A 16408-nucleotide genomic window follows, 5' to 3' on the forward strand; every position below is an offset into this window, starting at 1 on the left:
GTGCAAAAAAAAAGCTCCTGGCCTTTCGGCCAGGAGCTTTTATTCACAATCGTCGCGAACCTGTCTTCACAGGCTCAGGCGCGATCATTCCCACTCAATGGTCGCTGGCGGCTTGCTCGACACGTCGTAAGTGACGCGGGAGATGCCTTCGATTTCATTGATGATGCGGCCGCTGACAGTTTCCAGCAGTTCGTAAGGCAGGTGAGCCCAACGCGCGGTCATGAAGTCGATGGTTTCCACGGCACGCAGGGCAACGACCCAGGCGTAACGACGGCCATCGCCAACCACACCAACCGATTTCACCGGCTGGAACACCACGAATGCCTGGCTGACTTTGTGGTACCAGTCGGCTTTACGCAGCTCTTCGATGAAGATGTGGTCGGCACGACGCAGCAGGTCGGCGTATTCCTTCTTCACTTCACCGAGGATCCGCACGCCCAGGCCAGGGCCCGGGAACGGGTGACGGTAGACCATGTCGTACGGCAGGCCCAGTTCCAGGCCCAGACGACGGACTTCGTCCTTGAACAGCTCGCGCAGGGGTTCAACCAGCTTGAGGTTCATTTCTTCCGGCAGGCCACCCACGTTGTGGTGCGACTTGATCACATGAGCCTTGCCGCTTTTGGCGCCAGCCGACTCAATCACGTCCGGGTAGATGGTGCCTTGAGCGAGGTACTTGATGTTGTCCAGTTTGTTGGACTGGGCATCGAAGACGTCGATGAAGGTACGGCCGATGATCTTGCGTTTCTTCTCCGGGTCGGACTCGCCGGCCAGGTTGTTCAGGAACTGATCTTCAGCGTTGGCGCGAATCACTTTGACGCCCATGTTCTCGGCGAACATGGCCATCACTTGCTCGCCTTCGTGCAGACGCAGCAGGCCGTTGTCGACGAAGACGCAAGTCAGCTGGTCGCCAATGGCTTTGTGCAGCAGCGCGGCAACTACCGAGGAATCCACACCACCGGACAGGCCGAGCAGTACGTTGTCGGTGCCGACCTGAGCGCGAATGTTGGCGATGGCGTCTTCAGCGATCTTCGAAGGCGTCCACAGGGCTTCGCAGCCGCAGATGTCGAGGATGAAACGCGAGAGGATGCGACCGCCCTGTTTGGTGTGGGTCACTTCCGGGTGGAACTGCACGCCGTAGTAGCCGCGAGCGTCGTCGAACATGCCGGCAATCGGGCAGCTCGGGGTGCTGGCCAGGATGTGGAATTGCTGCGGCATTTTGGTGACCTTGTCACCGTGGCTCATCCACACGTCGAGGCCGAACAGGCCGTCGGCGTCGATGTGGTCTTCGATGCCGTCGAGCAGGCGGCTCTTGCCGACCACGTCGACACGGGCGTAACCGAACTCACGCAACTCGGAGCCTTCAACCTTGCCACCCAGCTGTTCAGCCATGGTCTGCATGCCGTAGCAGATACCGAAGACCGGTACGCCCAGGTCAAACACCGCTTGCGGGCAGCGCGGGCTGTCAGCGACGTGCACGGACTCGGGGCCGCCGGCGAGAATGACGCCTTTTGGAGCGAATTCGCGAATCGCTTCGTCGTCCATGTCGAACGGATGCAGTTCGCAATACACGCCGATTTCACGCACGCGGCGGGCAATCAGCTGGGTGTACTGGGAACCGAAGTCGAGGATCAGGATGCGGTGGGCGTGAATGTCGAGGGCCATGAAGTCAGTCTCGTCTATGTAGTTCAGAAACAACTCGGGGCTGAATAAAACAGCCCCGGTTACTTAACTTTTTGCTTGAAGGCTCAACCTACGCGGTAGTTTGGCGCTTCTTTGGTGATCTGTACGTCGTGAACGTGGGATTCGGCCATACCGGCACCGGTGATCCGCACGAACTCAGGCTTGGTGCGCATTTCTTCGATGTCGGCACTGCCGGTGTAACCCATCGAGGAACGCAGGCCGCCCATCAGTTGATGGATGATGGCGCTCAGGGTGCCCTTGTAAGGAACACGCCCTTCGATGCCTTCCGGAACCAGCTTCTCGGCGCCTGCCGAAGAGTCCTGGAAGTAACGGTCGGAGGAACCTTGAGCCTGGGACATGGCGCCCAGCGAACCCATGCCACGGTAAGCCTTGTACGAACGACCCTGGAACAGTTCGATCTCGCCCGGCGCTTCTTCAGTACCGGCGAACATCGAGCCCATCATTACGCAGGAAGCACCGGCTACGATGGCCTTGGACAGGTCACCGGAGAAACGGATGCCGCCGTCGGCGATCAACGGAACGCCAGTGCCTTCAAGGGCAGCGGCGACGTTGGCGATGGCACTGATTTGCGGGACGCCGACACCGGCGACGATACGGGTGGTGCAGATCGAGCCAGGGCCGATACCGACCTTGACCGCGTCAGCGCCCGCTTCGGCCAAGGCCAAGGCGGCAGCGCCGGTGGCAATGTTGCCGCCGATGACCTGCACTTCAGGGAAATTCTGTTTGACCCAGCGAACGCGGTCGATCACGCCTTTGGAGTGACCGTGTGCGGTGTCGACCACCACCACGTCAACGCCGGCGTTGACCAGGGCAGCGACGCGGTCACCGGTGTCTTTACCGGTACCGACGGCAGCGCCCACACGCAGACGACCTTGATCGTCCTTGCTGGCCAGCGGGTAAGCCTTGGCTTTTTCGATGTCGTTGACGGTCATCATGCCTTTGAGGGCAAATTTGTCGTCGACGATCAGTACGCGTTCAATGCGGTGTTTGTGCAACAGCTCGCGAACGTCGTGCTTGTCGGCGCCTTCCTTGACCGTGACCAGGCGCTCTTTAGGCGTCATCACTTCACGGACGGAGACGTCCATACGGTTCTCGAAACGCACGTCACGGGAAGTGACGATGCCGACCAGGTCGCCATCGTGCAGTACCGGAACGCCGGAGATATTGTGCATGCGGGTCAGTTCGAACAGTTCACGAACCGTGGCATCCGCCTCGATCGTGATCGGGTCCTTGACCACACCGGCTTCGTAACGTTTGACCTTGCGCACTTCGGCAGCTTGCTGCTCGATGGTCATGTTCTTGTGGATGATGCCGATGCCACCTTCCTGAGCCATGGCGATTGCCAGACGGGCTTCAGTGACGGTGTCCATGGCGGCAGAAACCAGAGGAATATTCAGCTCGATGCCACGGGTTAGGCGGGTCTTGAGACTGACTTCGTTAGGAAGCACCTCGGAATAACCAGGCACTAGGAGAATGTCGTCGAATGTCAGAGCTTCTTGGCTGATACGCAGCATCGCGGGGGCTCCCGAGCGGGAAAATGGAAGCGCGCCATTATAGTCAGACACCCCCTCGGGTTCAATGTAAAACTCTGTCTATTATCGACAGGGTCGATCGACGGGTATTTAAACCCGAATTCTGTAGGAGCACAGCTTGCCCGCGATGGTGTCCTTAAGTCCGTCATCGCCAGCAAGCTGTGCTCCTACAGTTCGACTTTCACCCAACTGACCGGCTGATCCAGCCAATCGGCAAATTCATCGATAAAGCTCTGCTTGAACCCGGCTTCTGCCCAGTTGTTGAAGATAAATCCCAGGTTGGAAAAACCGCATTCCTGCAAGAAAAGAAAGCCGTTGATGTCATCTTCATGCCCGCATTCGGGACAGGTGAAATTATCGGTGCGGCCCGGCATCCAGTCTTCCAGGCTTTCGAACAGTGCTTCGCCGACTTCCTTGCGGCACTCGGCGCATCCCGCCTCTTCAAGGAAACCTTTGGCCGGCGTATAGATGCAGCGTTTGGTGACGATCTCCAAGCCATTGATCGACTCGCCAAACGGCAGCGCTTCCGGGTGCAGCACCACCGCGCGGGCACCGTCGGCAATGGCGTGGCCCATGCGGTTGCCGGTGCGGCCACAGGTGGTCAGTTCTTCCTGGACGATGTTTTTGCGCACCAGCCACCGCACCACCGCGCGAGCCCGGGGTTCGTGGACCAGCAACGTGGAGATTTTCGGGACGATGATGCTTTGTGAATTCATGGGTGCAGACCCTGCAAATACTGAATATTCACCCTTGTGTGAGCGAGCTTGCTCGCGCCCACAGGAAATGCGGGCGGCAGCTTAATCCCTGACACTCTCAGGTCAAGTGCTCAAGTACCGCCCGATCAAGGCAATCCCGCTGGCCAGCACCAACCAGGTCACCAGCCGCACAAATGCCTCCCGGGACAATCTCATGGTCAACCGCCGCCCGATCCACAACCCCAGGGCCATGGCCGGCAACAAACACAGCGCCAATACCAACAAGGGTAGCTCGGCATATACACCTGCGACGGCAAACAGGCTCAAGCGCACCACCGTGCTGCAACTGATCAGCGCACTCTGGGTCGCGCGGGCCGCCTCTTTGGGCAGGCGACTGTTCAAATAGATCGCGTATAAAAAGCCGCCACTGCCAAACAACGCCCCGAACATCCCGCCCACGGTGCCCATCGGCACCGCCCAACCGGCGGATAACTGCGCAGGACGGGTTTTGACCCACAGGCTGTAAATCGCATAGGCGCTGATAAACAGCCCCATCAACAGCAGCAATACATCGGATTTCAGGTTCAACAGAAAGATCACCCCCAGCGTGCAACCCACCGCCATGCACGGCAGTAATCGCAGCAACTCGGGTTTCGCCACATCACGTCGCGAGGGCAGCAAATTGCCGAATGCCGCAACAAAATCCAGCAACACTAGCAATGGCACAATTTTCGACAGCGGCATGAACAGGATCAGAATCGGCCCCGCCACCAGCGCCGTGCCGAAACCAGCGATGCCGAACACGATATAAGCCAGGGCGATGCCCAGCCCGATCACCAGCCAATCCGTCGCGCCGAACGGCCATTGGTGCAACAACTCAAATGCATTCATTCCATGTCTTCCTTGATTCCGGATTCCGGATTCCGGATTCCGGATTCCGGATTCCGACTTTACCCTTGTAGGGGGATTTTCGTTGGCTCATGGAGATTCAACGCCGAATGCCTTTAAACTGCGCCCCATGATTAAAGATCCCTTTGCAAGACTCGGCCTGGACCGTGAAGTCCTGACTGTCAGCCAGCTCAACGGCCGCGCGCGGGTGTTGCTCGAAGACGTGTTCAGCAATATCTGGGTCGAAGGCGAAATCTCCAACCTCGCCCGCCCGGCGTCCGGCCACGTGTATTTCACCCTCAAGGACAGCGGCGCCCAGGTGCGTTGCGCGCTGTTTCGGCAAAATGCGGCGCGGGTGCGTCAGGCGTTGAAGGATGGCCTGGCAGTCAAAGTCCGGGGCAAGGTTTCGTTGTTCGAGGGGCGCGGCGACTATCAGCTGATCCTCGACACCGTGGAGCCGGCCGGTGATGGCGCGCTGCGCCTGGCCTTCGATGCACTGAAGGAAAAGCTCAGCGACGAAGGTCTGTTCAGTGCCGAGCGCAAAGTGCCGCTGCCGGCGCATCCGCAACGCATCGGCATCATCAGTTCGCCGACCGGCGCGGTGATCCGCGACATCATCAGCGTGTTCCGTCGCCGTGCGCCGCAGATCCAGCTGACGCTGATTCCTACCGCCGTGCAGGGGCGCGAGGCTACGGCGCAGATAGTTCGCGCGCTGAAACTGGCGGACGCCCGTGGTTTCGACGCGCTGATCCTGGCCCGTGGCGGCGGTTCGCTGGAAGACCTCTGGTGTTTCAACGAAGAAGCGGTAGCCCGCGCCGTTGATGCCTGCGTCACGCCGATTGTCAGCGCTGTCGGCCACGAAACCGACGTGTCGATCAGTGACTTCGTCGCCGACGTCCGCGCCCCGACACCGTCCGCCGCCGCCGAACTGCTCGCCCCGGACTCCAGCGATCTGGTGCGTAGGGTCGAAAGCCTGCATCGCCGACTGGTGATGCGCATGCGCGACCGTTTGATGCGCGACAGGCTGCGTCTGGAGGGCATTTCCCGCCGCCTGCGCCATCCCGGCGAACGCCTGCGCCAGCAAGCGCAGCGTCTGGATGACCTGGACATGCGCATGCGCCGCGCGTTCGAACGCCGCCTCAATACCCGTCGCGAGCGTTTGATTCGTCTGGAGACCCGCCTCGCCGGGCAACATCCCGGCCGGCAATTGGCGATGCTCCGCCAGCGCCTCGACAGCCTCGCCGAACGCCTGCCCCGTGCAATCCGCGAAAGCCTCAAGTCGCGGCGCCTGCAACTGCAAAGTCAGGTGCAGACGCTACAAGTGGTCAGCCCTCTGGCGACACTGGCCCGTGGCTACAGCATTCTGCTGGACGAACGCGGCAACGCGATCCGCAGCGCCGAACAAACCCACAACGGTCAGCGCCTCAAGGCCAAACTTGGCAACGGCGAACTGCAAGTGCGGGTCGAAGACAATCACCTGACGCCTGTCACCCTTTCTTTACTGGATTGATCCATGCCGCGTTTTTTAGCTCCGCTGCTGTTGCTGTGCCTGACCTTCAACGCCCACGCCGACAGCTACATCACTCGCCTGTTGAACAAACCGGTGCCCGGCGGCGTGGCCGTGGTGGATCTGGGCACTTCTCCCCAGGCGCCGAAAGCCAGTTATCAAGGCAAACCGGTGTTGGTGGTCAAAGAACAGAGCAACTGGCTGGCGATTGTCGGCGTGCCCTTGACGGTCAAACCGGGCACGCAGCAGCTCAGCAGCGGCGGTCGTAACCTGAGTTTCACCGTCGGCAACAAGAAGTACCCGGAGCAGCACATCACCTTGAAAAATACGCAGCAGGTCAATCCGAATCCGGACAACCTCAAGCGCATCGAAGGCGAACTGGCCGAACAGATCCAGGCCTATCGTAGCTTCAGCCCGAACACGCCGAGTAACCTGCTGCTGGACAAACCGGTCAACGGGCCGCTATCGAGCAAGTTTGGTGTACGGCGCTTTTTTAATGGTGAAGAACGCAATCCCCACTCAGGCCTGGACTTCGCAGTGCCGGCGGGTACGCCGATCAAGACGCCGGCGGCGGGCAAGGTAATTCTGATCGGCAACTACTTCTTCAATGGCAACACGGTGTTTGTCGATCACGGGCAGGGCTTTATCAGCATGTTCTGCCACATGTCGAAAATCGACGTGAAGGTAGGGCAGCAACTGGCGCGTGGCGGGGTGGTCGGGAAAGTCGGGGCGACGGGCCGCGCGACCGGGCCGCACATGCACTGGAATATCAGCCTGAATGATGCGCGGGTGGATCCGGCTATCTTTATCGGTGCATTTCAGCCCTGAATTTTCGGTAAGGCTGCCGGCCCCTTCGCGAGCAAGCCCGCTCCCACATTTGATCCGTGGTGTATACAAATCCAATGTGGGAGCGGGCTTGCTCGCGAAGGCGGCATTACAGACGCCGCTTATTCAGCCTCCAGATCCTCAATCCCATGGGCCTCCCGGTCCGCCAGGCAATGCTTGATCCACTCCTGAGTCTCCGCCGAGAACCCCGCCAACTCTTCAGGCGTGATTAACTCCCGCGCGCACAACCCAAGCAAGTGCGACTGCGCCTCATGCCTTGAAAACCTGAACACACCAAACGCCCAATACAGCTCTTTTTGCCGGGACTTAAGCAGCTCTTCAGTGGCTTCAATCCGATCATAAGGCTCCAGGCTTTTATCCAGCACCGTGCGCTCGACCTCCTCCATGATCCGGATACACATCCGCTCATGTGCCAATGGACGCAACGTGCTATACCGCTTCCAGTCCGACTCGTTCATGTCCAACTCCTGCCTTGTTCAGGCTTTAAGCATAGCCGTGCCCAAGAGGCCGTCGTCTCAATTCTCCAATTGCGCAGTGCTCAAGCCTCGCGCAATCATCAAAACAATCACTGTGATTCACAGCAATAAAATCTCGATAAATCAGGCTTTCCGGGTATTCCTCTCAATTTTTTTCGACTGCTTGCCATCCTTCCCCCCCGCGGTTAGGGTTGAAGGCATGAAAACCTCTCACACCCTCATTCAGCTTCGCCAGCACCGCAGCCTGTGCCTCGTCAGCGCACGACTGCCGGGCTGAATTTGCGGTGCCTCGCCCCACGCTTTTCCCCAAGAACATTTGATCCACCGGCAGGCCGCCTTTTTTCGGCCCACACAATAAGGATTCCCCCGATGAGCATGCTCAAAGACCCGTCTTCGAAATACCGCGCGTTCCCGACCATCGACATCCCGGATCGCACCTGGCCGTCGAAGACCATCACCGCCGCGCCGATCTGGTGCAGCTCCGACCTTCGTGATGGCAACCAGTCGCTGATCGAGCCAATGGACGCGGTCAAGAAGCTGCGCTTCTGGAAAACCCTGGTGTCCGTCGGTGTGAAAGAAATCGAAGCCTCGTTCCCGGCCGCTTCGCAAACCGACTTCGACTTCGTGCGTACCCTTATCGAAGGCAAACACGTCCCGGACGACACCACCATTCAGGTGCTGACCCAGGGCCGTGAAGACTTGATCGAACGCACCTTCGAATCCCTGCGCGGCGCGAAGAAAGCCATCGTTCACCTGTACAACGCGACCTCCCCTTCTTTCCGCCGGATTGTCTTCAATCAGGACAAGGACGGGATCAAGGAAATCGCCGTCAGCGCAGCCAAGTTGTTCGTCAAGTACGCCGCCCAGCAACCGGACACCGAGTGGACCTTCGAGTACTCACCTGAGACTTTCAGCGCCACCGAACTGGAATTCGCCAAAGAAGTCTGCGATGCAGTGATCGAGGTCTGGAACCCGACGCCTGAGCACAAGATGATCCTCAACTTGCCTGCCACCGTCGAATGCGCCACCCCGAACATCTACGCCGACCAGATCGAATGGTTCGGCCGTCATATCAACCGTCGTGACAGCGTGATTATCAGTCTGCACACCCACAACGACCGTGGCACTGGCGTAGCGGCCACTGAGCTGGGCCTGATGGCCGGCGCCGACCGTGTCGAAGGCTGCCTGTTCGGCAACGGCGAGCGTACCGGTAACGTCGACCTCGTAACCGTGGCACTGAACCTCTACACCCAGGGCGTTCACCCTGAGCTGGACTTCTCCGACATCGACGGCGTGCGCAAGGTCGTCGAAGAATGCAACCAGATCCAGGTGCATCCACGTCACCCGTACGTCGGCGACCTGGTCCACACCGCGTTCTCCGGCTCCCACCAGGATGCGATCCGCAAGGGCTTCGCCCAGCAGAAACCGGATGCGCTGTGGGAAGTGCCGTACTTGCCAATCGACCCGGCCGATATCGGTCGCAGCTACGAAGCGGTCATCCGCGTCAACAGCCAGTCGGGCAAGGGCGGTATCGCTTACTTGCTGGAACAGGAATACGGCATCAACTTGCCACGCCGCATGCAGATCGAGTTCAGCCAGGTAGTACAGCGCGAAACCGATCGCCTGGGCCTGGAAATGACCGCTCAGCAAATCCACGCGCTGCTGCACAGCGAGTACTTGCAGGCCAATACCCCGTACGCGCTGGTCAGCCATCGCCTGCAGGAAGAAAACGGTCACAGCGCCGTGGAAGTGGAAGTCTCCAGCAAAGGTCAGGGCGAAAACAACCTGCAATGGCGCGGCAAGGGCAATGGCGCGCTGGAAGCCCTGGTGGCCGGCCTGCCGATCCCGGTGGAGATCATGGACTACAACGAACACGCCATCGGCGCGGGCACCAATGCCAAGGCTGCGGCCTACATTGAGCTGCGCGTGAACGGTGAACGTGCGGTGCATGGCGTCGGCATTGATGAAAACATCACCACTGCCAGCTTTAAAGCACTGTTCAGCGCACTGAACCGCTCGCTGAGCCAGCCGGAAGCAAAAGCGGCGTAAGCGTCGCTACAACGCAAAAGGCCCCAAGGTGCGAACCTTGGGGCCTTTTTGTTTGCCTGTGATTTGATCGTTCCCACGCTCTGCGCGGGAATGTCTCGAGGGACGCTCCGCGTCCAGTGACGCGGAGCGTCACGGGCTGCATTACCACGCAGAGCGTGGGAACGATCGGTTACGTGAATTCGAATGTATCCGCATCCAGATTAGCCGGAAACCGCGTGCGATAAGCCTGTAGATCCGCAGCGTTCAGCACCACCTGAAACACACCATCGGCCTCGCCTGCACTGAGCAAGGTCTCCCCCTGGAAATCCAGCACCTGACTGTCGCCGGTGTAGGCAAAACCTTTGCCGTCCGTGCCGATGCGATTCACCGCCGCCACATAGCAAAGGTTTTCGATCGCCCGCGCAGGTAGCAAACGGTTCCAGTGCTGGCGGCGTGCACCGGGCCAGTTGGCGGTGTACAGCAGCAAGTCGGTGTCCTGGGCATCGCGGCTCCAGACCGGGAAGCGCAGGTCATAGCAAATCAATGGCCGAACGCGCCAGCCCTTGAGCTCAAACTGCACCTGACGCTCACCCGGCGTGAAGTGGTTATGCTCGCCCGCCATGCGGAACAGATGACGTTTGTCGTAGTGCCAGACCTCCCCTTCCGGACGCGCCCACAGCAGGCGATTGCGATGACTGCCGTCAGCGGCCTGGACAATGATGCTGCCGGTAATCACCGCACCCAGCTTCGCCGCCTGAACGCGCAACCACTTGCTGGTCGGACCGTTTTCCGCTTCCGCCAGGGTTTCCGATTCCATGGAAAAACCAGTGGTGAACATCTCCGGCAGGATGACCAGGTCCGCACCGCGAGCCTGCTCCAGCAACTGTTCGAAATGCTCCAGGTTAGCCTTCCGGTCGTGCCAGGCGAGTGTGGTCTGGATCAACGCAACATTCAGGTTGGGCAGTGCACTCAGATCACGCATAGTTTTGCCGCTGCTTCACGCAGGGTCTCCTCGCGTTTGGCGAAGCACAAGCGCACCAGGCGCTGGCCTGCGGGTGGGGTCTGGTAGAACACCGAGATCGGAATACTCGCCACGCCATGTTCGCGGGTCATCCACAGCGCCATCTCGACGTCATTGAGGTCCGGGCGGATCTGCGAGTAATCGACCAACTGGAAATAAGTGCCGGTCACGCGAGTGAAACTGAACCGCGACGGCGTCAGCAGATCGCAGAACAGATCACGCTTGGCTTGATAGAAATCTGGCAACTCTTCGACGTGTTCCGGGTGCTCGGCCATGAAGTCGGCCAAGGCAAATTGCAGCGGTGTCACGCCGCAGAAACTGACGTATTGATGAACCTTGCGCAGCTCGGCGGTGAGTGCCGGCGGTGCGACCACGTAGCCGGTTTTCCAGCCCGTGACGTGGTAAGTCTTGCCGAAGGAACTGACCACGAAGGCGCGCTGATACAGCTCTTGGTGATTCAGAACACTGACGTGAGGCACGCCGTCGAACACCAGATGTTCGTAGACTTCGTCGCTGACCAGATAGATGTCGCGACCACGAATCAAATCCGCCAACTGATCCAGTTCTACACGGTTTATCAACGCCCCACTCGGATTGTGCGGTGAGTTGAGAACGATCATCCGCGTGCGCGGCGTAATGGCCTCGGCCAGCATCTGACAGTCGATGGAGAAATCATTCAGCCCGAGTTGCACATGCACGCAACGTCCACCCGCCAGTTCCACCGACGGTTCATAACTGTCGTAACTGGGGTCGAACACGATGACTTCGTCGCCGCTGCGGATAACCGCCTGAATCGCGCAGAAGATCGCCTGCGTGGCGCCAGGAGTGATGGTCACTTCGTGGTCGGCGTCGACATTGACGCCATAACTGTGAGCGATTTTCGCCGCCACTTGCTGACGTAAAGCAGGCAGGCCAGTCATTGGCGAATATTGGTTATGGCCATTGGCGATGTGCCGGCCAACCGCATCACACAGGGCCTGCGGGGCATCGAAATCGGGAAAACCCTGGGACAGGTTGATCGCCCCGGTTTGCGCCGCGAGTTGAGACATCTGAGTGAAGATAGTGATGCCGACATTCGGCAGCTTACTGGTGATCATCGGTCATTCCCTGCTCTACACCCGGCGCTAACGGCGGCGCGGGAGAGCCTGAGGATAGCCGAACTACCAGGGATAAAAAACAATTGCAGCATTCCATTCCTTGTCGGAAACATCGTCATTCCTCGACCTCCGAATCAGCCCGCCCCCGACCAAGTGGGATGAATCGATGAGGGATCAAATCATAAGCACGGATTTCCAAGTATATGGAAATGACGGCTGATGCTCTGCCCTACGCTGGTGATCTTGAACAAGTAGCCAAGAACACCAGCTGAATACTCACACTGACGTGAGTCGCGCCATGCTTGCGACGCCAATTAGTGCTCCCACAATTCACAATACGACAAGCGCCCACAAACATTATAAGTGCCATTTTTTGAGGTCTGTCCAATTTCAGACTTGAAGGCATACAAGGCAACTACATCATTTATATTAGCTCCTGCATACCAACAACATTCCAGATTGCTCAATTCAACCATTCATCATGCGAGCGTGTGGATAGTCGTGCGAGCACTCCTCCGAAAACATAAGAAGGTACCCCCCATGAGCACCACTACTGTTACATCAGAGGCCTACAACCTATCTTCAATCTCAACAGCCGTAAATGACAGAACCGGCGGCGTAGATATCTCTGTATCTCTCGGAAAGATCAGTTGCGGCCTTCAGGATCCGGCAGTATTCAATCTAATGATCTATTCAAACCCAGGAAACCCCAGCAACAACTACTATGGATTTGGCGGAAACTGGCTTATTAACTCCCCGCGCATTGATTTTAGAAATCAAACCATCTACTTCAGTGACGGAAAAACCGCGCGATACACCGGAAATCTGGTACTGGAATACCATCGCATCAAGGATATCAAAACAGAAGCGGTACATATCGTCGATGGTTCGACATCATACTGGAACTACACAGTCTCTTATAAAAACGGAACCGTAGAATACTATAACGAACTAGGGGCAATCACCAAGCTTGTTTCAGCCAGTGGGCACCACCTGAATTTTACGTATGAGAGCCAGCCGGGCGAAACCTATCAAATCCTCTCAAAAGTTGATGACAGCCATGGCAACGAGCTGACCATTGATTACGGCACCGCCCCTCCAGGCTCAACAGAAAGAGTCGTGACAGTCACACAACTCGTTGCGGGAGAGCGAAGCACGACCAAAGTCTATATCCAGCGAAATATAAATCAGGACATTGTAAAAAGCATCTCACTCCCAAACAATCAAGCCCAACGCTTTCACTTTGAGTACACTGCAAAAGAAGATGGCCTTGTATACTTGTCAAAAATCACAAAGCCTACAGGCCAGGCTCAAGCCTTTACCTATCAAAAGATTAATTACAACAGCACCCAGACGATCAACGTTGTATCAAAACTAGAAACCATGGGCAATGACCCTGCGCAAAGCGACAAAGCAACCATATCATTTGAATACAGCGACCAGAATTTTACGGGTTACCCACTTATAAACACTCAGGTATCCGGCCGCGACAATTGCATTTATCGTACCGACGATTTCACCTACACCGTCACCGAAGTACATGCCGACATCAAGACTAAAAGAACATTCAATCGTTTTCACCTGACTGTCAAAGAAGAGCATATCGATCCACTAACTGGCACCCAGCAGTCATTGACTACATTTACATACCCTATCGTCAACAATCAGGACATCAACGGACAGCCCGGCAATTTCTCGTTCTGGACAAAAAAAAGTACGGTATACAGCAACGCCCTCAATGGCCAGCGTGAAATTTACGAAACCCGCAGTTTTGACTTGTTCGGAAACTTACTGTCACGCCGAGAGGTTTCCGGCATCACGACAACCTACGTTTACTATCCTGCCGATTCCAAATTGGAGGATGGCTGCCCGCCCACACAGAACAAATACTTTGTTTGCCATCTGAAGCGTTCTGAAATCAAGCCAGAATCGTCCACTTCCAGTGACGAAATAAAAACACTCGAGATCAAATACAAAGAAGTACAGGGATTCAATTATACCTCGCCAATACTCTCCAAGCCCCCCACGACCATCAGACCGTATATGGTGCGTGCCGTAGAATCAAAAGCAAATGGCATTATCCTTTCTACCGCCGATTATATTTCAGCTGCCGATGACACCCCCGCCAGCGCAAGAGTTTTTGTAGGCATGCAACAGTGGGAAAAGCTCCCGTCAGACTACAATCCATATACCACCTATTATACGTACTCCAAAGTAAACGCCCTGGCCATGATCCACGTATCACACCGCTCAACTGGTGCTGACGGAGCTTTGGAAAAAAACACATCAAGAACATTCAGCCTTTCTTCCGGCCTCACTTATAAAGAAGAAGACTTCAACGGAGTAATAACTGAATACCAGTACGATGCAGAAAATCGACTGATCAAAGAAATAAATTTTTCTGGCACAGACTGGTCACAAGAAAAAAACTACACCTACGAATACTACAAAAACATCGACAACACCTACGGTTACCAAAATACGGTAAAGGCCACGGACTCCAATGGCATGCAGTTTACCAGCTATATTAACTTCAACAACCAACTCAGCTACGCGTTGGAAACCTTTCCTCAGGGTGTTGAGTTCTGCGTGAAAAAACTACAGTACCTTGCCAGTGGCCTGATTGCCTCGGAGACTGAATACGACAAAGTTTCAGACCCTTCAGGGAAAGAAATTACAGTCGCCAACACAACCCGCTACACCTACGACTCAAGGGAACTTGTCAGGATCGACAACCCTGATGGAACGACGAGCACCGTCAAGCGAAACAAGGTCCTCAACACAGAGGACTACCAACAACAAAACGGTGCCATCTATAGAAAAACGTATGATGCCGCCGGAAATGTCACGTCCATCGCTGTCGTAACCCGGAATGGAAACAATGAGATATTGTCCCCTATCGAACAAACAACCTACGATAGTTTTGGCAGGAAAGTCTCGACCATTAATCGTACGGGCGGACGTTCGAACTTTGAATATGATCCATTTGACCGACTGACGAAAGAAACAGTACACGACACTGATGGTGACGGCCGAGTGGACTGTAATACCTACACCTATGATTCCGCCTTACAAAACATGAATCTACCGGCGTCCGTAGTCAGCACGACCTCACTTAATGCACAGCAAGAAGTTATGCTTGATTCGAGGCGAACTCACGATGGCTTTGGACGACTTACCCAGCAAGACGGCCAGACATTTCGCTATGCACAACCTTATTACAAACAACCCTCCAGTTCCGACATTGCTGACGCGGCAAAAGTTTCAACTACATTTAACACATCAACCTTGCTTGCCGACGAAATTGTCAAGATGTTTCCCGACACCCCTGAAATCAAATTCAAATACACCTATGACAAGAAAAACGGTTCAATCACTCAAGCACAGGCTTACCGTTCCGGTCTCGAAACATCCAACCTTGAGTACACTTACAACGCCAAGGGCGCGCTGACCAAAACCAGCTGCACGTATGGTACCGGTACATCCATTGCGACTGAAAAGACCTATTCAGCCAGTGGGGATCGTGTCACGACAGCGACCAACCATCTCGGAAAACTGCAAAGTTACCACTATGATAACTATGGCCGACTGTGGGTCAAAAAATACAGTGACCTGGATATATTAATCGGCGCGAGTTACAACCAGGATGGAACCCTTTCAAGCATCAGAATCCAGAGTCCTACATTCTCAGGTGCACAGGGGGTTGAATTTGCCATTCTGTCTTTTGAGTATAACGCCTCTAAATTTGAGTCCCGCCGAAGCCTGGCAATAAAAAAAGACACCTCCCTGAGTGTCGTTCTCGATGCTCGTACGGCATATGATAATAACGAGCTGATTGTCTCCCGCCAATGCAGTAAAGGTGAGAGCGCTACCGACAACCTGGACCATTCCTACACCTATCTTGGGGCATACGGTCATTTACGCTCGTCTACCATGAACAAAGGTACTGCGGCGCCCTCCGTAACAAACTATGATTTTGCAGGCGGACAGCGATTCAACACCATTGCGGTCACAAATAAAAATACGCTGGAATACATCTACCGTGAAGATCAAGTTGCAGCCACGACTGACGGCGTGAATTTCAGTAACTTCAATAGCGATTTTATGGGGAACCTAACCAACGGCCCGGAAACCGGAAATGATTCCCGCTTCTTTACATATGACGCCGCCAACAGCCTAACGTCGTGCGATATTTATAACGAACGCACAGCTTATGAGTACCTGTATGACGCCTTTGGAAAGCTAAGTCAAATCCTTCAAGGCAGCGAAAACATTACCTATGTTTATGATGGCGATGTAGTTATCGGCGAAATTAGTGACAACACTAAAACGCTGTATCTGTCATTTGGCAATATCGTCCTTGGTCGTTACCTCATGCGAGGTGAACAGGTAGAACTTGAGCTTTTCGGTACAGATAGTACAGGAACGGTTCGTTGCGTCACCACGTGCATGCCCGGCGGTGACATTGCACAAACTATTTATCATGACTACTCCGATTTTGGGGAGCGCCGTGACTGGTGATGTGAAGTCGCACTGAATTAGTGACGACTAAGCTACGCAAACAGGAGCCGACCGTGACGCTTATCGCTTGTGTCACGGTGGCTATCAGCCAGTTGG

Annotated in this window: 11 protein-coding genes; 4 read left to right on the top strand and 7 right to left on the bottom strand. The window is 55.9% G+C overall.

Features of this window, described 5'->3' with window-relative positions; genetic code table 11:
- Positions 1-84: 84 nt before the first annotated feature.
- From guaA to ACA048_RS23970, 4 genes are all read right to left on the bottom strand, one after another.
- The gene (gene guaA / locus ACA048_RS23955; protein ID WP_497626579.1) at positions 85-1662 is read right to left on the bottom strand and encodes a glutamine-hydrolyzing GMP synthase; all 1578 of its coding nucleotides are present in this window, start codon (positions 1660-1662) and stop codon (positions 85-87) included.
- Positions 1663-1745: 83 nt separating this feature from the next.
- Positions 1746-3215, bottom strand: coding sequence for an IMP dehydrogenase (gene guaB / locus ACA048_RS23960; RefSeq protein WP_223512163.1), 1470 nt, complete (start codon positions 3213-3215; stop codon positions 1746-1748).
- A 185-nt stretch (positions 3216-3400) separates the two neighbouring features.
- Entirely contained in the window at positions 3401-3949 is a 549-nt protein-coding gene (locus tag ACA048_RS23965) for a sugar ABC transporter ATPase (protein ID WP_497626580.1), read from the bottom strand.
- Positions 3950-4051: 102 nt separating this feature from the next.
- Positions 4052-4819 (bottom strand): sulfite exporter TauE/SafE family protein, encoded by a 768-nt coding sequence (locus ACA048_RS23970; RefSeq protein ID WP_497626581.1) that lies wholly within the window; start codon positions 4817-4819, stop codon positions 4052-4054.
- Positions 4820-4946: 127 nt separating this feature from the next.
- Here ACA048_RS23970 and xseA point away from each other — a divergent pair, with 127 nt between their 5' ends.
- Together xseA and ACA048_RS23980 are read left to right on the top strand one after the other, a co-directional pair.
- Complete coding sequence (gene xseA / locus ACA048_RS23975; protein WP_497626582.1) at positions 4947-6326, top strand: exodeoxyribonuclease VII large subunit; 1380 nt, start codon at positions 4947-4949, stop codon at positions 6324-6326.
- Between the two features lie 3 nt (positions 6327-6329).
- Positions 6330-7151: a peptidoglycan DD-metalloendopeptidase family protein gene (locus tag ACA048_RS23980; protein WP_497626583.1), complete on the top strand. Its 822-nt coding sequence runs from the start codon at positions 6330-6332 to the stop codon at positions 7149-7151.
- A 119-nt stretch (positions 7152-7270) separates the two neighbouring features.
- Here ACA048_RS23980 and ACA048_RS23985 read toward each other — a convergent pair whose 3' ends face one another.
- Positions 7271-7627 (bottom strand): hypothetical protein, encoded by a 357-nt coding sequence (locus ACA048_RS23985; RefSeq protein WP_497626584.1) that lies wholly within the window; start codon positions 7625-7627, stop codon positions 7271-7273.
- Positions 7628-8014: 387 nt separating this feature from the next.
- Between ACA048_RS23985 and leuA the strand changes: the two genes are divergently transcribed.
- A complete protein-coding gene (leuA, locus tag ACA048_RS23990; protein WP_497626585.1) occupies positions 8015-9694 on the top strand; it encodes a 2-isopropylmalate synthase in 1680 nt (559 codons plus the stop codon).
- A gap of 169 nt (positions 9695-9863) precedes the next feature.
- On the opposite strand, the gene ACA048_RS23995 is transcribed toward leuA, so the two are convergent.
- Positions 9864-10655 (bottom strand): amidohydrolase, encoded by a 792-nt coding sequence (locus ACA048_RS23995; protein WP_497626586.1) that lies wholly within the window; start codon positions 10653-10655, stop codon positions 9864-9866.
- A complete protein-coding gene (locus tag ACA048_RS24000) occupies positions 10643-11791 on the bottom strand; it encodes a pyridoxal phosphate-dependent aminotransferase (RefSeq protein ID WP_497626587.1) in 1149 nt (382 codons plus the stop codon). Before ACA048_RS24000 ends, ACA048_RS23995 begins: the two co-directional genes overlap by 13 nt.
- A gap of 540 nt (positions 11792-12331) precedes the next feature.
- Here ACA048_RS24000 and ACA048_RS24005 point away from each other — a divergent pair.
- Positions 12332-16312, top strand: a complete 3981-nt coding sequence (locus ACA048_RS24005; protein WP_497626588.1) for an RHS repeat domain-containing protein — start codon at positions 12332-12334, stop codon at positions 16310-16312.
- Positions 16313-16408: the final 96 nt, after the last annotated feature.

The sequence above is a fragment of the Pseudomonas sp. LBUM1659 genome (assembly GCF_059716045.1).